At 72.0% G+C, this 16,263-nt stretch carries 13 protein-coding genes; 2 read left to right on the forward strand and 11 right to left on the reverse strand.

Annotation, left to right across the window (positions count from 1 at the left end; genetic code table 11):
* Positions 1 to 18: 18 nt before the first annotated feature.
* From alaS to ACPPVS_RS09685, 5 genes are all read right to left on the reverse strand, one after another.
* A complete protein-coding gene (gene alaS / locus ACPPVS_RS09665; RefSeq protein ID WP_426592060.1) occupies positions 19 to 2,712 on the reverse strand; it encodes an alanine--tRNA ligase in 2,694 nt (897 codons plus the stop codon).
* A 78-nt stretch (positions 2,713 to 2,790) separates the two neighbouring features.
* Positions 2,791 to 3,141: a hypothetical protein gene (locus ACPPVS_RS09670; RefSeq protein ID WP_426592061.1), complete on the reverse strand. Its 351-nt coding sequence runs from the start codon at positions 3,139 to 3,141 to the stop codon at positions 2,791 to 2,793.
* Positions 3,141 to 3,509: a DUF948 domain-containing protein gene (locus ACPPVS_RS09675; RefSeq protein ID WP_426592062.1), complete on the reverse strand. Its 369-nt coding sequence runs from the start codon at positions 3,507 to 3,509 to the stop codon at positions 3,141 to 3,143. The genes ACPPVS_RS09670 and ACPPVS_RS09675 overlap by 1 nt, the downstream gene beginning before the upstream one ends.
* A 105-nt stretch (positions 3,510 to 3,614) precedes the next feature.
* Positions 3,615 to 4,241, reverse strand: a complete 627-nt coding sequence (gene rpsD, locus ACPPVS_RS09680; RefSeq protein ID WP_426592063.1) for a 30S ribosomal protein S4 — start codon at positions 4,239 to 4,241, stop codon at positions 3,615 to 3,617.
* Between the two features lie 242 nt (positions 4,242 to 4,483).
* Positions 4,484 to 5,857 (reverse strand): replication-associated recombination protein A, encoded by a 1,374-nt coding sequence (locus ACPPVS_RS09685; protein ID WP_426592064.1) that lies wholly within the window; start codon positions 5,855 to 5,857, stop codon positions 4,484 to 4,486.
* On the opposite strand from ACPPVS_RS09685, the gene ACPPVS_RS09690 reads away from it, so the two are divergent.
* Together ACPPVS_RS09690 and ACPPVS_RS09695 are read left to right on the forward strand one after the other, a co-directional pair.
* Positions 5,856 to 8,180, forward strand: coding sequence for an MMPL family transporter (locus ACPPVS_RS09690; protein WP_426592065.1), 2,325 nt, complete (start codon positions 5,856 to 5,858; stop codon positions 8,178 to 8,180). The genes ACPPVS_RS09685 and ACPPVS_RS09690 overlap by 2 nt on opposite strands.
* A gap of 96 nt (positions 8,181 to 8,276) precedes the next feature.
* Entirely contained in the window at positions 8,277 to 8,645 is a 369-nt protein-coding gene (locus ACPPVS_RS09695; RefSeq protein WP_426592066.1) for a hypothetical protein, read from the forward strand.
* A gap of 3 nt (positions 8,646 to 8,648) precedes the next feature.
* Here ACPPVS_RS09695 and ACPPVS_RS09700 read toward each other — a convergent pair whose 3' ends face one another.
* The 6 genes from ACPPVS_RS09700 to ACPPVS_RS09725 are packed head-to-tail and all read right to left on the reverse strand — an operon-like array spanning position 8,649 to position 16,182.
* Complete coding sequence (locus tag ACPPVS_RS09700) at positions 8,649 to 9,410, reverse strand: GNAT family N-acetyltransferase (RefSeq protein ID WP_426592067.1); 762 nt, start codon at positions 9,408 to 9,410, stop codon at positions 8,649 to 8,651.
* On the reverse strand, positions 9,410 to 11,200 hold the full coding sequence (gene aspS, locus ACPPVS_RS09705; protein WP_426592068.1) for an aspartate--tRNA ligase: 1,791 nt from the start codon (positions 11,198 to 11,200) through the stop codon (positions 9,410 to 9,412). The genes ACPPVS_RS09700 and aspS overlap by 1 nt, the downstream gene beginning before the upstream one ends.
* Before the next feature lie 53 nt (positions 11,201 to 11,253).
* Entirely contained in the window at positions 11,254 to 11,892 is a 639-nt protein-coding gene (locus ACPPVS_RS09710; protein WP_426592069.1) for a hypothetical protein, read from the reverse strand.
* 39 nt (positions 11,893 to 11,931) lie between these two features.
* Entirely contained in the window at positions 11,932 to 14,046 is a 2,115-nt protein-coding gene (locus tag ACPPVS_RS09715; protein WP_426592070.1) for an intein-containing Rv2578c family radical SAM protein, read from the reverse strand.
* Between the two features lie 31 nt (positions 14,047 to 14,077).
* Positions 14,078 to 15,433, reverse strand: coding sequence for a histidine--tRNA ligase (hisS, locus tag ACPPVS_RS09720; RefSeq protein ID WP_426592071.1), 1,356 nt, complete (start codon positions 15,431 to 15,433; stop codon positions 14,078 to 14,080).
* Positions 15,434 to 15,456: 23 nt separating this feature from the next.
* Positions 15,457 to 16,182, reverse strand: a complete 726-nt coding sequence (locus tag ACPPVS_RS09725; protein ID WP_426592072.1) for an MBL fold metallo-hydrolase — start codon at positions 16,180 to 16,182, stop codon at positions 15,457 to 15,459.
* Positions 16,183 to 16,263 lie beyond the last annotated feature (81 nt).

Below are 16,263 nucleotides of genomic sequence, written 5' to 3' on the forward strand. Positions count from 1 at the left end.
TCGCGACGACCGGACACGTCAGCCGTTCGCCGCGCCGGCCAGTGCGGCGAGCGCGTCCGCGAGCCTGTCGGGGTCGGTGCCGCCGCCCTGCGCCAGATCGTCCTTGCCGCCGCCACCCCCACCGAGGATGGTCGACGCGGTCCGCACGAGCGCGCCCGCGCGGACGCCCCGCTCCCGGGCCGCGGCGTTGGTCGCGACGACGACGACGGGCCGACCCTTGCTGGTCCCGCCGACCGCGACGACCGACGGGCCCGACTCGCCGAGGCGCGAGCGCACGTCCAGGACCAGGGTCCGAAGCTCGTCGCTCGACGCCACGTCGCCCGCGTCGTGGGTGACCACCCGGGTCTCCCCCACGGTCTGCGCTCCGGACGCCAACGAGCCGGCCTGCGCGAGCAGCGCCGCCTGGCGCAGCGTGGCGAGCTCCTTCTCGGACTCCTTGAGCTTGCTGAGCAGGCCGGACACCCGCTCGGACAGCTCGTCGGGGCGCGCGCCGAGCAGGCCCGAGAGCTGGCCGACGAGGGCACGCTCCTTCGCCTGGTACCCGTACGCCCCGGCGCCCACGAGCGCATCGACACGTCGCACGCCCGAGCCGATGGCGGACTCGGACAGCAGCGTGACGAGCCCGAGCTCGCCGGACCGCTTGACGTGCGTGCCCGCGCACAGCTCGAGGGACCAGCCGTCGCCGATGTCCACGACGCGCACCTCGTTGCCGTACTTCTCGCCGAACAGGGCCATCGCCCCGCGCCCGCGGGCCTCGTCGATCGGCATGACCGAGTCTGTTATCTCGAGGTCGTCCTGGAGCCGCTCGTTCACGCGCGCCTCGATCTCCGCGACGACCTGGGACGGCGTGGCCGACGGCGAACGGAAGTCGAACCGGAGTCGGCTGGGCGCGTTCAGCGAGCCGGCCTGCGTCGCGCTCTCGCCGACGGACTCGTGCAGGGCCTTGTGCACGAGGTGGGTGGCCGTATGGGCGCGCGCGATCGCGCGTCGCCGGTCGACGTCGATCGACGCGGTCGCCGACTCGCCGAACGTCACCGTGCCGTCGACCAGCCGGCCGTGGTGCACGGACAGGCCCTTGACCGGCGCCTGGACGTCGTCGACCTCTATGCGGGCGCCGCCGTCGAGCACGATCGTGCCCGTGTCGGCCAGCTGGCCGCCCGACTCCGCGTAGAAGGGGGTCACGTCGAGCACGACCTCGACGTCGGCCGGTGCCGTCGCCGCCGGAGCGGGGACGCCGTCGACCAGCAGGCCGACCACGCGGGACTTCGCGACGGAGTCCGTGTAGCCCACGAACTGCACCGGCTTGGCGGTGGCGCTGCTCAGCGTGCTGTGGAGCTCCTGGTACGCGGCGTTGTCCGCGCGACCCGCGCGCTTGGCCAGCGCGTCTGCGCGCGCGCGCTCGCGCTGCTCCTTCATCAGGCTGCGGAACGCGGTCTCGTCGACCTGCACGCCCTGCTCCGCCGCCATCTCGAGCGTCAGGTCGATGGGGAAGCCGTAGGTGTCGTGCAGCTGGAACGCCTGGGAGCCGGTGAGCACCGGGGAGCCTGCGGGCACAGTGGTCGCCTTCGCCGCCTGCACCGCCGTGTCGAGGATCGTCGTGCCCGCCGCGAGCGTGCGACGGAACGTGTCCTCCTCCGCGTACGCCACCTGGCTGATGCGCTCGAAGTTCGTCGCGAGCTCCGGGTAGCTCGGGCTCATCGCGTCCTTGCTCAGCGGGAGCAGGGTGGGCAGCGCGAGGTCCTCGACGCCCAGCAGGCGCATGGCGCGGATCGACCGGCGCAGCAGGCGGCGCAGCACGTAGCCCCGCCCCTCGTTGGACGGGGTGACGCCGTCGCCCATGAGCATGAGCGCGCTGCGGACGTGGTCCGCGACCACCCGCATGCGGACGTCGTCGTCCTGGACCGCGCCGTAGCGCTTGCCGGACAGCTCCTGCGCACCCGTGATGACCGGGAAGACCTCGTCGATCTCGTACAGGTTGTCGACGCCCTGCAGCAGGTACGCGACGCGCTCGAGGCCCATGCCCGTGTCGATGTTCTTCTGCTTGAGCTCGCCGAGGATCGGGAAGTTCTCCTTGCCGCCCCCGTCACCGCGCTCGTACTGCATGAAGACGAGGTTCCAGATCTCGAGGTAGCGGTCCTCGTCGACGACGGGGCCGCCCTCCGCGCCGAACTCCGGCCCGCGGTCCACGTAGATCTCCGAGCACGGACCCGCGGGGCCGCGCGCGCCGGTCGACCAGTAGTTGTCCTTCCAGCCGCGCCGCTGGATGCGCTCGTCCGGCAGACCCGCGACCTGCTTCCAGAGCGCCGCCGCCTCGTCGTCGTCGTGGAAGACCGTGACCCAGATGGAGTCCGGGTCGAAGCCGAAGCCACCGGTCTCCTGCGAGCCCGTGACCAGCTCCCACGCGTAGGTGATCGCACCTTCCTTGAAGTAGTCGCCGAACGAGAAGTTGCCGTTCATCTGGAAGAACGTGCCGTGGCGGGTGGTCTTGCCCACCTCCTCGATGTCGAGGGTGCGCACGCACTTCTGCACGCTCGTCGCGCGCGGCCAGGGCGCCGTCTGCTCGCCGAGCATGTACGGGATGAACGGCACCATGCCCGCGATGACGAACAGCGTCGACGGGTCCGGCGAGATCAGCGGGGCCGACGGCACCACGGTGTGGCCGCGGCCCTCGAAGTAGTCGAGCCAGCGCTGGCGGATCTCGGCGGTGCGCATCGTGTCCATCTCTCGTGGTGTCTCGGGGTGGTGCCCCATCGTGCGGGTCGTGCGTGGCGTCGGTCGACGCGATTGTCGCTAGAAGAAGGTGTAGCCGTCGTCGTCGTCAGGGTCTTCGGTCGGACCCAGGTCGTCTGCCCGCGACCTGCGCACCGACCGCTTGAGGTCCGCGACACGCTCGGGCCGCTCCGCGCGGAGCTGGTCGACGTCGACGTCGCCGACGAGGTCGTGCCGCAGCTGACGCTCGCGCTCGGACATCCCGGCGACGAACTCGCTGCGCACGGTCCGCAGCGCGGACCCGAACCGCGCCGCGCTGCTCACCGCGTCGGTGGCGCCGGCGGGGACGTAGGCCTCGATCACCGCGCGACCCTTGCGGATCACGACGATCGTGACGACGACGCCGACGCCGATCCAGACCAGGCGGCGCATCAGCGGCCCTTGCGCGCGCTCGCGCCCAGACCCGACAGGGCCCGTCGCACGCCGTAGGAGAAGGCTGCGACCTTGATCATCGGCGACCCGACGGTCGCGGCGAACAGGGCGGTCAGTGCGGAGACGTTCTCGGAGACCTGCGCTGCGGCCGTGGTCACCGTGTCGATGTTCTCCAGCTGGGTGTTGGACGACGCCACCAGCGTGGCGGTCTCGTCCAGGACCGGGACCGTGTGCGCGGTGATCTCCTTGACCGACGCCGTCGTCTCGTCGAACACCCGGCCCAGCTTCACCAGCGGTATGGCCAGCACGCCCACGAGCAGCACGAACGCGATCGCGGCGATCAACCCCGCGACGTCACCCACCGACATGTCCAGCCTCCTGGTCCCGGGGCCGTCGACCCCGCGGAAACCCTACCCGCGCACGAACGCCCCGCGTGCGCCGAGGCGCAGCGGGGCGTTCGTGTCAACCGCGGATCAGCGGGCGTAGTACTCCACGACCAGCTGGACCTCGCACGTCACGGGGATCTCGACGCGCTTCGGGTGGCGGACCAGCACGGCGCTCAGCTTCTCGAGCTGCACGTCCAGGTAGCCGGGCAGGTTCGGGAGCACGTCGCGGTGCGCGCCGGCGGCGGCGACCTGGAACGGCACGGTGGCCTGGCTCTTCGGCTTGACCTGGAGCGTCTGGCCCGGCTTCACGCGGAACGAGGGACGGTCCACGATCTTGCCGTCGACCAGGATGTGGCGGTGCACGACGACCTGGCGGGCCTGGAGGATCGTGCGGGCGAAGCCGGAGCGCAGGATGAGGGCGTCCAGGCGGGTCTCGAGGTTCTCGACGAGCGCCTCACCCGTCAGGCCCGGGGCCTTGCGGGCGTCCTCGTACGCACGGGCCATCTGCTTCTCGCGCAGCGCGTACTGCGCGCGCAGGCGCTGCTTCTCGCGCAGGCGGACGGCGTAGTCCGACTCGGTGCGACGACGCGCACGGCCGTGCTCACCGGGCGGGTAGGGGCGCTTCTCGAAGTGCTTGACGGCCTTGGGCGTCAGGGCCAGGCCGAGGGCGCGGCTCAGGCGAACCTGGCGGCGCGAACGGGTCACACTGCTCACAGAGATACTTCCTGTCGTTGTAGACGTCACACCCGGATGCGGAGAAGGTTCCGACGGGCGTGGGACCGACCATGGATGCGCTGCTGTTCGTGCGCAGCGCGGCTAAGGCCCCAGGTGGCCGTCCGACAGGGTCTGCACGGGTCTGCGCAGCTGCCTGCATGCACACCCGTCCCGCGGACGACCGGACCACTCTACCTTGTGCGCGCCTCGTTCCCCCAATCCCCCGGGGCCTCGCGGGCGCGTCAGCCCTCCGGAGCGTCGAGGATCGCGCGGATGCGGTCGAGGCGTTCCGTGACCGAGCGTTCGTAGCCTCGGTCGCTGGGCTCGTAGTACCGCGTGCCCAGCAGCTCGTCGGGCAGGTACTGCTGCGCAGCGACGGCGTGCGGCTCGTCGTGCGCGTAGACGTAGCCCGTGCCGTGCCCGAGGTCGCGCGCGCCCGGGTAGTGGGCGTCGCGCAGGTGCGTCGGGACCGAACCGATCCGGCCCGCCCGGACGTCCGCGAGGGCCCGGTCGATGCCCAGGTAGGCGGCGTTGGACTTCGGAGCCGTGGCCAGGTGGACCACCGCCTCCGCCAGGATGATGCGGGCCTCCGGCATCCCGATGAGCGCGACGGCCTGCGCGGCCGCGACGGCCGTCTGCAGCGCGCTCGGGTCCGCCATGCCGACGTCCTCGGCGGCGGCGATGACGATGCGCCGCGCGATGAACCGCGGGTCTTCCCCCGCGGCGATCATCCGCGCCAGGTAGTGCAGGGAGGCGTCGACGTCGGACCCGCGCATCGACTTGATGAACGCGCTGATGACGTCGTAGTGCTGGTCGCCGTCGCGGTCGTAGCGGACCGCGGCGACATCGATGGCGCGCTCCATGGTCGCGAGGTCGATCAGCACCGGCTCGACCGCGCCGTCCTCCGACAGCGCAGCGCCGGCGGCCGCCTCGAGGATGGTCAGGGCCTTGCGGGCGTCGCCCCCGGACAGGCGCAGAAGGTGGTCCTCGGCGTCGTCGTCGAGCACCACCGCTCCGGCCAGACCGCGCTCGTCCTGGACGGCCCGGCGCACGAGGCGTCGGACGTCGTCCGTGCCGAGCGGCTGCAGCGTCAGCAGCAGCGACCGCGACAGCAGCGGGGAGTTCACCGAGAACGACGGGTTCTCCGTGGTCGCGGCCACGAGCGTCACCCAGCGGTTCTCGACGCTCGGCAGCAGCGCGTCCTGCTGGGCCTTGGTGAACCGGTGCACCTCGTCGATGAACAGGACGGTCTCGGCGCCGCCCGTCGCCAGCCGTCGGCGCGCGTCCTCGATGACGGCCCGGACGTCCTTGACTCCGGCCGTGACCGCCGAGAGCTCCACGAACCGGCGGCCTGACGTCGCGGCGATCAGGTACGCCAAGGTCGTCTTGCCGGTGCCGGGCGGACCCCACAGGACCACGGACGTCGGGGCGGCCCGACGAGCAGCGTCGTTGGCCGGCTCGACCAGGCGGCGCAGGGGCGATCCCGCCACGAGCAGGTGCTCCTGCCCGGCGACCTCGTCCAGCGAGCGCGGCCGCATCCGCACCGCGAGCGGCGCGCCCTCGCCGACCGTGGGCAGGCCCGAGGTCGTCGACGTCACCGCATCGAAGAGGTCCATGCGGGCAGAGTACGCACGGACACCCACGGGCACGGCGCCGGGGCAGCGCGTGTGCGAGCTGCGCGCTCCACCTGCGACGATGGCCAGCGTGTTCGCCCGTGTCGGTCGCATCGTCGCCCACCGCCCACGCCTCACCGTCGCCGTGTGGCTCGTCCTCGTCGTGCTCGGCTACGCGTTCGCCGTGGTCGGCGTGCACGGGGACAACCTGTTCGACCGGCTCACCGCCGGCGCGCCCGTGGTACCCGGGTCCGAGAGCGAGCAGGGCCGCACCATCCTCGAGACGGCGGACGAGAGCGGCGAGTCGCTGACGCTGGCCCTGCAGGGCATCGACCCGGCGGACCCGGCCGTCGACCACGCGATGGACTCCGTGCGGGCGCAGCTGTCCGCGATCGACGGCGTCGCCACCGTGATCGACCCGCTCGGGCTGCCCGACGGCGCCGCGAACCCCGCCGCTGCGCCCCTCGTGGCCACGGGTGGCGACGGCTTCCTCGTCGTCGTGGAGCTCGATCCGTCGCTGACCGGCGACGCGCAGACCGCCGTCGTCGACGAGGTGCACACCCAGCTCGACCAGGTGCCCGCCCACCTGCAGTCCGCCGCGCCGGGTGTCACGGGCATCGTCGGCGGCACGCCACTGATCGTCGACGCGATCACCCAGCAGGTCCAGACCGACCTGCGCACGGGCGAGGCGATCGCCCTGCCCATCGCCCTCATCGTCATGGTGCTGGTGTTCGGCGGGTTCTTGGCCGCCGCGATGCCGATGGCGGGCGCGATCGCGTCGATCTCCGGTGGGCTCGCGGCGCTGCTGGCCTTCTCGTACGTGATCGACCTCGACTCGTCCGTGGTCAACATCGTCACCGTCCTCGGCCTCGGGCTCTCGATCGACTACGGCCTGCTCATGGTCTCGAGGTTCCGGGAGGAGCTGCACCGGCTCGTCGACGAGGACGAGGGCCGGGCGAGCCGACGACGGCGTGGCGACGGCGCCGTGATCACGGCGATCGAGCGCACCATGGCCACGGCGGGACGGACCGTGACGTTCTCCGCCCTGATCGTCGCCATCGCGATCGCCGGGCTCCTCGTCTTCCAACCACCGATCCTTCGCGCGTTCGGAGCGGCGGGCGTCGCCGTCATCGTCGTCGCGCTGCTCTCGGCACTGACCCTCGTGCCCGCGCTGATGACCCTCGCCGGCCGGCGGCTGATCCGACCGAGCGTGCTGGACCGGGTGCCCGGGCTGCGCGTCGTGCTCGCGCACACCTCCGACGTCCAGACCGAGGAGGGCCTGTTCTCCCGGCTCACCGGGCGGGTCCAGCGCCGTCCCTGGTGGGTGCTCGGCGCGACCGTCGTGCTGCTCGGCCTGCTGGCAGTCCCCCTCGCGCACCTCGAGGTGCGCAACTCGACCACCGAGCTCCTGCCCCAGGGAAGCACCCAGCGACAGTTCGTGGAGCTCCTGGCCAGCGACTACCCCGCCGCGTCGACGCCGGCCGTGACGATCGTCGCCGAGACCACGCTCGCGGAGGCGACCAGCTGGGCCGCGACCCTGGAGGGCATCGACGGGGTCGCGTCCGTCGACCCGCCGGCCGCGGTCGGCTCCTACGTCACGATCGGCGTCCGGCCCGACACCGACGATCCCGGTGACGCCACGTCCCGGCATGTCGTCGAGGAGCTCCGGGCCCTGGATGCCCCCTTCCCCACCTGGGTGATCGGGCAGGCCGCGTCGCAGATCGACTTCACCGCGGCCGTCATGGCCCGCGCACCGATCGCGATCGCGATCGTCGCCCTGGCCACGATCGTCCTGCTCTTCCTCATGACGGGCTCGATCGTCGTGCCGGTCCAGGCGCTGCTCACCAGCGCGCTCTCCCTGGCCGCGTCGCTCGGCGTCATGGTCTGGGTGTTCCAGGACGGGCACCTGTCCGGGCTGCTCGGCTTCACGCCGACCGGCGGGATCGAGACGTACGTGGTGACCCTGGTCATCGCGTTCGGGTTCGGCCTGGCGATGGACTACGAGGTGTTCCTGCTCTCGCGCATCAAGGAGCTGGTCGACGCCGGCGTGCCCAACGACGAGGCCGTCCGGCTCGGCATGCAGCGGTCCGGCCGGATCATCACCTCGGCGGCGCTGATCGTCATCGTGGTGTTCGCCGGCTTCGTCGCCGGAAAGCTGCTCGTGATCAAGGAGGTCGGCTTCTCGCTCGCGATCGCGGTGCTCATCGACGCGACGATCGTCCGCCTGCTGCTGGTCCCGGCGACCATGACCCTGCTCGGCCGGAGGAACTGGTGGGCACCGGCCTTCCTGCGCCGGGTGCACGAACGACTGGGCATCATCCACTGACCCGCGCCCGACCGAACGGGTGACGGCCATGCGTCGAGCGGACGACCGCCGGTAGCGTCGTGACTCTCCCGCCGTCCACAGCGAAGGGTGCGCAGAGTGTTCGGCACGACCTGGCAGGACCTCCTCGGCGTCCGGTGGAGCTGGTATCCAGAACGTCGGGTGCGCCGGGCCGTCGCCGTCACCGCGACCGCGGCCGTCGTCGCGCCGCTGCTCCTCCTGACCGCTTCCTTCGTCATCGCGTTCGGCGTCGGATGGACGGCGGTCATCGTCGCGACGACGGCGCTCTTCGTGTGGGTCGCGGAGAAGTGGTGGATCGTCTTCGACGCCGACAACCTGCTGCTCTGGCTGAAGTTCCTGCCCGGCATCTGGGCATGGGTCCACGAGGACGACCCGACGCCCGAGCCGGTCGACGAGCCACGCAACCCGGCGTTCACGCAGGACGGCCCGCCGCCGCTGCGCTGGTGAGCCTCAGCCCGGCGGACGATCCTGCCCGGCCGGCCCGAACGAGGCGAGCTCGGCCTCCGTCCGATAGCCGAGGCGGTGGTACAGGCGACGGGCTCCGTCATTCTCCGCGTACATGCCGAGCGAGACCCAGGAAGCCCCGCCGGTCAGCCCGGCTCGGGTGACCGCTGCCGTCAATGCCGCACCGAGACCCGCCCCGCGCAGGCGCGGCAGGACGCCCAGACCGTGCACGTGCCACGACGAGCCGCCGTCGGTCGGCCCGCCTCGCTCGTTGACGCCGACGACGCCTGCCAGGAGTCCGTCGACCTCGACGCCCCACCAGCCGAGCTCGTGGTCGCCCGCGGGATCGGCGGACGTCCCCGGATTCGCCTCTCGCAGGCACGTGTGGATCCGGTCGGCGTCGGCGACGTGGTCGAGCCGGCGCACCTCCCCTTCGCGCGGGACAGCCGACGGAAGTGTGTCGGAGGTCAGCCAGTCCCACGTCGAGAAGGGCGCCAGATCGAGCCCGCTCAGCACGTCAGGACCGGGTGCGCAGCGTCGCGGGACGCTCATCCAGCGCGCGGGGCCGCACTCCGCGCGGGCGACCAGCGCGCCAACCGCCTCGGCGTCGCCGCGCCCGAGCAGCGTCGGTCGACGCGGTCCGTCGATGACGAGCAGCAACCCGTCGTCGTCCCCGATCACCTCGACGTCGCGCCACCGGGCACGGTCGCCGAGGATCATGCGGTCCTCCCGCCACCGGGGCGGGAGGCGCTCGAGGAAATCCGCCATCAGGCCTTGGGCGCGCTTTCCGGACCTGCGGACGCCGGCTTCGGCGTGAAGTCGACGCCCGCCTCGCGGCGCTGCTCGGGCGTGATCGGACCCGGCGCGGCTGTCAGCGGGTCGTAGCCGCCGCCCGACTTCGGGAACGCGATGACGTCGCGGATCGACTCCGAGCCGGTCAGCAGCGCGAGGATGCGGTCCCAGCCGAACGCGATCCCGCCGTGCGGCGGCGCGCCGAACTGGAACGCGTCGAGCAGGAAGCCGAACTTCTCCTGCGCCTCGGCCGGGCCGATGCCCATGAGGTCGAACACGCGCTCCTGGACGTCCCTGCGGTGGATACGGATCGATCCGCCGCCGATCTCGTTGCCGTTGCAGACGATGTCGTAGGCGTAGGCCAGCGCTGCGCCGGGGTCCTGCTCGAACGTGTCGATCCACTGCGGCGTCGGCGACGTGAACGCGTGGTGCACGGCCGTCCAGGCGCCGCCGCCCACCGCGACGTCGTCGTCCTCGCCGGTGGGCTTGAACAGCGGCGCGTCCACGATCCAGACGAACTTCCACTCGTCCGGGTCGATGAGGTCGCCGCGGCGGCCGATCTCGAGGCGCGCGGCCCCGAGCAGCCCCCTGGCCTCGCTCGTCTTGCCCGCCGCGAAGAACACCGCGTCGCCCGGGCTCGCGCCGACGGCGGCCACCAGACCGGCCCGCTCGGCCTCGGACAGGTTCTTGGCGACCGGTCCCCCGAGCTCGCCGTCCTCGCCGACCGTGACGTACGCGAGGCCCTTGGCGCCGCGCTGCTTGGCCCACTCCTGCCAGGCGTCGAACCCGCGGCGCGGCGTCGAACCGCCACCCGGCTGGACGACGGCACCGACGTAGGGCGCCTGGAACACGCGGAACGGGGTGTCGACGAAGTACTCGGTCAGCTCGACCAGCTCGAGGCCGAAGCGCAGGTCCGGCTTGTCGTTGCCGTACCGGGCCATCGAGTCGGCGAACGTCATGCGCGGGATCGGCGTCGGGATGGTGACCCCGATCAGGTCCCAGAGCGCGACCAGCACCTGCTCGCCGAGCGCGATGACGTCGTCCTGCTCGACAAAGCTCATCTCGACGTCCAGCTGCGTGAACTCCGGCTGACGGTCCGCGCGGAAGTCCTCGTCGCGGTAGCAGCGGGCGATCTGGTAGTACCGCTCGAGCCCGCCGACCATCAGCAGCTGCTTGAACAGCTGCGGCGACTGCGGCAGCGCGTACCAGGAGCCGGGGCTCAGTCGCGCGGGCACCAGGAAGTCGCGGGCACCTTCGGGCGTCGAGCGCGTCAGCGTGGGCGTCTCCACCTCGACGAACTCCTGCGCGTCGAGCACGCGACGCGCGGCCTGGTTGGCCTTGGCGCGCAGGCGCATGGCCTTGGCGGGGGCCGGACGGCGCAGGTCGAGGTAGCGGTACTTCAGGCGCGCCTCCTCGCCGACCGTCTCGTCCAGCGACGACGACACCTGGAACGGCAGCGGCGCCGCCTCGTTGAGCACGACGACGTCCGCGGCGACGAGCTCGATCTCGCCTGTCGCGAGGTTCGGGTTCTCGTTCCCCTCGGGCCGACGACCGACCTCGCCCGTCACCTGCAGCACGTACTCGGCGCGCAGGCCGTGCGCGACGCTCTCGTCGCGGATCACGACCTGGGCGATGCCGGACGCGTCCCGCAGGTCCACGAACGCGACGCCGCCGTGATCGCGCCGCCGGTCCACCCAGCCCGTGAGGGTGACGGTGGTGCCGATCTGCTCGGCTCGCAGAGAGCCGGCCGTGTGGGTGCGGAGCACGGAAGGTCCTTCGGGGTCGGGGGTGGGAGCGCCCGTCGGACGCCCGCACGATCTTAGTGCCCGCCGGGTCGGCGCCCCGCCGTCAATTCCATCGTGCTGCGGACTCGCGTGAGGCTCGGCGTCAGCGGCACCGACGAGAACCCGAACGGGACCGCCGGGCCGACCGGTGCCAGTCCCCCGAGGTCCGAGGAGCCCCACAGCGCCCGGACTCCGGTCACCGCGTGCTGGTCGGTCGCGGCGTACCACTCCCGACGATCGTGGCCTGCCGTCCCGTGGGCGCGGACGCCGGTCAGGATCACGCGGGCGAGCGGGTCGACCGCCGTCGCGACCAGTGGAGCGACCGCCGGATGGCGCGGCACCAGCGCCAGCATGAGCCCGACGACCGTCCGAGGACCGATCGTGAGGTCGACGGTCAGCGGCCCCGCGCGCGGCCTCCAGCGACGCCGCGCCTCGTCGGTCTGCAACGTCACGGGCACGACGTGGGATGCGTCGGACGTGTACGTCGCCGCCACCAGCTCCGCGACGTCGTCGCGCGGCGCGAGCAGCAGGCGGGCGCCGTCGGCGCGTTCGACCATGACGTCGACGAAGGACCCGAGCGGCGAGACCAGCCAGCGGCCGACGACCACGCGCGTGCCCTCGACGGTCCCGAACCCGGCGATGTGCCCGTCGAACGAGATGCGGCTGGTGGTCACCCGGACACGCCAGGTGCGTGTCCGGCGCACCGCCCGTGCTCAGAACAGCACCGGCTGCGCCGCGGCGACCGGCAGCTCGAGCGCCGGCAACCCGGCGTCGGCGACGACGCTCCCTTCCGGGTACGCCCCCTCCCCCTGCCGTCGGAACGCACGCCGGTCCCGGCCCTCGAAGCCGTGCCGGACCAACAACGGACGCACCCGACGCTCGAGCCAGCGGGCGTACTCCTGCGGCACGTAGGCGCCGCGCCCGTAGAGCGCCTCGTACCGGTGCACCAGCGCGGGGGCGTGCTCGCCGAGCCAGGCGAGGAAGAGCGGCTTGACCGGGCCGCGCAGGTGCAGCGGCAGGACCGTGACGCCCGTCGCCCCCGCAGCGGCCAGCTCCGCCAGCAGGGCGTCGAGTCGGGCACGGTCGTCCGTCAGCCACGGCAGCACCGGCGCCACCATGACGCCGCACGGCAGGCCCGCCTCGCGCACCGCACGGATGAGCTCCAGGCGAGCGCGGGGCGTCGGCGTTCCGGGCTCCATGGCCTGCTGCAGCGCCTCGTCGCCGATCGCCAGCGAGACCCCGATCCCGACGGGAACCGTGCGCTGCACCTCCGCGAGCAGCGGGAGGTCACGCCGTAGCAGCGTGCCCTTGGTGAGGATCGAGAGCGGTGTTCCGCTACCGGCCAGCGCGTCGATGATGCCCGGCATGAGCCGGTAGCGACCCTCCACGCGCTGGTACGGGTCGGTGTTGGTGCCGAGCGCGACGTGCTCCCGCTGCCACGACGGCCGGTGCAGCTCGGCCCGCAGCACGTCGACGACGTTCGTCTTCACGACGATCTGCGTCTCGAAGTCCCGCCCGGCGTTCAGCTCGAGGTACTCGTGCGTCGGCCGCGCGAAGCAGTTGTGGCTGATCACTCCGTTGGCGATGAAGTCGCCGGTCGCCGTCGTGATGTCGATCAGGTCCGACACCACCTCGAGGTCCTCGATCGATACGACCCGAAGCCGCGCGGTGGACGTCACTTCCATCCCTACGAAGTCGAGCTTGCGAGTGATCGCCGGGCTCGTCTGCGCGAAGAACCGCCTCCGTTCGGCGAGTCCGCCGGTGACGCGGATGTTGGCGACCCCGTTCTGCCGCGCCGGCTCCTGAACGTGCGGGATCCCCAGGGACGACAACGCCTGCCGCGCCTGCGCAAGAATCGCCGGATCTGAGTTCGAGATGCGCAGGACTCCGCGCGAGCAGCTACCTTCGGCGTCGACGAGCCCCGACAGGTAGCCCTGCCGCCAGGCCACACTCGGTTCGGGTGGCCACGCGATCAGGCCCGTGATGTCGTCATGGTGCGCGGTTCGAGAGGTGAAGATGCCGGACATGGGACGCCGGTTCATCTGCGGGCGGCCGAACAGTCGCCGATACGTCGCGACTCCCTCGTCGGAGAGGTACTGCTGACTCCGGTCGAGCGCCTCGGAGTCCGCGAGAGCGAGCCGGAACCTGCTCACGTCATCGGGGCGCCCGGACTGCCTGGTGTACGTGCGCTGGAGCATCGTGCCGTCGCCCCGGATCATTCCGGCGAGATAGCCGCGTCGAAAGTCGGTAGAGCGCATGGTGACGTCGTCGGCGGCGGGTACCAGCCCGACGCCGAAGCCGAGAAGTTTGTCGTTCGTCGTCAGATGCGGTCGGCACTCACGACCCGACGTCGCGCCGGTCACGTGCTTCCATCCGCGTGTCGTCAGGAAGCGGTGATCACCGCTCGCCACGAGGACCGTGCCGTCCTCGAGAGTCACCCGGAACGTGCGCTTCCGCGTATGCCAGACGTCGCTGACCACGGTCCGGTCGTAGCGACGGTAACGGCCGATCAGGCGGGTCCCCATGATCTCGTCGCCGATGGCGATGTCACCGAGCGCCCGCTCGCGCCCATCGGCCATCAGGATCCGGGTGGTTGGATCGAGGCAGTAGGAGCAGGCATGGAGGCAGCCCCTCGTCGGGTTGACCGTCCACCGGAACGGCATCGCCGACGCCGCCGGCACCTTGTTCAGGGCGCTCTTGCAGGTGACCTCGTGGAACGTGACGCCGGCGAACTCGGGCGTCCGCACGCTGCGCTGCAGTCCCGCCATGGCGAGCCCGGGCAGCACGGTCGCATCGTCCGTCCCGAGCTTCTGGCCATCCCATCGCATGACCTCATGCGAACATGTGTTCGAACGCCTGTCAAGCCTCGGCGGGCACCACCCGCGGCCACAGGTCGGCCGCGTCGGGTGCCCAGGTGCTCGCGTCGGCATCCACCTGCTCCCCCGAGCGGATGTCCTTGACCTGGTCGGGCGCGCCGTCGACGCCTGTGAACCACACGAACGGGATCCCGCGCCGGTCCGCGTGCCGGATCTGCTTGCCGAACTTGGCGGCCGAGGGGGCGACCTCGACGGGGATGCCACGCGACCGGATCGTCGCCGCGACCGCGTCGCAACGGTCCCGGTCCTCCTCCGACGCAACCGCGACCAGAACTGCGCTGGGCACGGAACGGCTGGCGCGGACGAGGCCCGCGCCGAGGAGGCGAGAGACCAGCCGGGACACGCCGATCGACAGACCGACGCCCGGGTAGGTCGTCGCCCCGTCCGACGCGAGCGTGTCGTACCGGCCGCCGGAGCAGATCGAGCCGAGCTGCTCGTGGCCGACCAGGACCGTCTCGTAGACGGACCCTGTGTAGTAGTCGAGCCCGCGCGCGATCTTCAGGTCCGCGACGACGACGCCCGGTGCCCGCACGGAGGCCGCGCGGATCAGAGCACCGAGCTCCGCGAGGCCCTCGTCGAGAAGCTCGTTCGAGACGTCCAGGCTCGAGGCAAGGGCGCGGACGGCGTCGATGACGCCCTCGTCGGAGCCGCTGATCGCGGCGAGCGCGAGGCATGCGCGCGCCTGCGCCTCGTCGGCACCCACCTCGGCGACGAGCAACGCGGCGACCTTGTCCGCACCGATCTTGTCCAGCTTGTCGATGGAGCGCAGCACGGCCTCGACGTCGTCCAGGCCGAGACCGCGGTAGAAGCCCTCCGCGACCTTCCGGTTGTTCACGAGGATCCGCACCGGGGGGACGCCGATCTCCTGGAGCGCGCCGAGAGCGGCGGCCATGACCAGGGGCAGCTCGACCTCGTAGTGGTACGGGAGCGCTCCGGCGCCCACCACGTCGATGTCTGCCTGGACGAACTCGCGGAAGCGCCCGTCCTGCGGGCGCTCACCGCGCCAGACCTTCTGGATCTGGTAGCGCCGGAACGGGAAGGCCAGGTGCCCGGCGTTCTCCAGCACGTACCGCGCGAAGGGCACGGTCAGGTCGAAGTGCAGGCCCAGCCCGGCGGTCCGATCGAGCTCCTCCTCCTGCAACCGGCTCAGCACGTAGACCTCCTTGGAGGTCTCGCCCTTGCGCAGGAGCTGGTCGAGCGGCTCGACCGCCCGGGTCTCGATCCCGGCGAACCCGTGCAGCTCGAACGTGCGGCGCAGGACGTCGAGGACGTGCTGCTCGACGAGGCGCCCCTCGGGCAGCCACTCGGGGAATCCGGACAGGGGGGTCGGTCGTGCCATGGGGCCCGATCCTTCCAGACGTCTCAGCCGTTCAAGAACGGGTTGTCCACCAGCTCGGAGGCCATGGTGCTGGTCGGCCCGTGCCCCGGGATGACGACCGTCGGCGGGGCGAGGAGGGCCACCACCTCCCGAAGGGTGCGTTCCATGGTGGCCGAGTCACCACCCGGCAGGTCGGTGCGGCCGATCGTGCCGGCGAACAGGACGTCGCCCGTGAACGCGAGCTGGCCCTCGCCTGCGTCACCCGTGTCGATGAGGTAGAGCGTGCTGCCCTCGGTGTGCCCCGGCGCGTGCCGCGCGACGATCCGCAAGCCGCCCAGTTCGAGCGTCACGTCCGGGCTGCGCGGGTCCGCGGCGGCGCCGAACGTCTCGATCCGGGTGGGCGCCTTGTAGGACGACGGCTCGACGCCCGCGGCGGCGAGCGCCTGCGCCAGCGGGCCGCGCGGGTCGTGCACGGCGTGGCCCAGGACGCCGAGCGTGCCGAACGGGTCGGCCAGCCGGTACGCGTCCGCGGCGTGCAGGAGGACGGGCACCTCGAACGCCGCCGACAGCCGGGCGGCGTCCCACGTGTGGTCGACGTGACCATGGGTGGCCAGCACCGCGAGGGGGGTCAACCCGCGGGCCGCGACGAGGTCGAGGACGTCGTCCGCCACCCCCGCCCCCGCGTCCAGCACGACGCACGACCCGTCGTCGTCGACGAGGATGCTGCACCGCGCGCCGAACACCGGGGCGACGACCGTGATCACCTGCATGCCACGCACCGTAGCCCGCCCGCCGTCCCGCCGCGTGGCCCCGATGGCGGTGCGCACCCCGGGCTTGCCTAGACTGTCCGG

Origin of the sequence: Cellulomonas sp. McL0617, from assembly GCF_049994875.1 — a bacterium.
Classification (GTDB): domain Bacteria; phylum Actinomycetota; class Actinomycetes; order Actinomycetales; family Cellulomonadaceae; genus Cellulomonas.

Coding starts and splice junctions, on each gene's coding strand:
- ACPPVS_RS09675 (WP_426592062.1), bottom strand. CDS start 3,509: ATGTCGGTGGGTGACGTCGCGGGGTTGATCGCCGCGATCGCGTTCGTG.
- hisS (WP_426592071.1), bottom strand. CDS start 15,433: ATGGCACGACCGACCCCCCTGTCCGGATTCCCCGAGTGGCTGCCCGAG.
- ACPPVS_RS09725 (WP_426592072.1), bottom strand. CDS start 16,182: ATGCAGGTGATCACGGTCGTCGCCCCGGTGTTCGGCGCGCGGTGCAGC.
- ACPPVS_RS09700 (WP_426592067.1), bottom strand. CDS start 9,410: ATGGCGGATTTCCTCGAGCGCCTCCCGCCCCGGTGGCGGGAGGACCGC.
- alaS (WP_426592060.1), bottom strand. CDS start 2,712: ATGCGCACCGCCGAGATCCGCCAGCGCTGGCTCGACTACTTCGAGGGC.
- ACPPVS_RS09685 (WP_426592064.1), bottom strand. CDS start 5,857: ATGGACCTCTTCGATGCGGTGACGTCGACGACCTCGGGCCTGCCCACG.
- ACPPVS_RS09670 (WP_426592061.1), bottom strand. CDS start 3,141: ATGCGCCGCCTGGTCTGGATCGGCGTCGGCGTCGTCGTCACGATCGTC.
- ACPPVS_RS09690 (WP_426592065.1), top strand. CDS start 5,856: ATGCGGGCAGAGTACGCACGGACACCCACGGGCACGGCGCCGGGGCAG.
- ACPPVS_RS09715 (WP_426592070.1), bottom strand. CDS start 14,046: ATGCGATGGGATGGCCAGAAGCTCGGGACGGACGATGCGACCGTGCTG.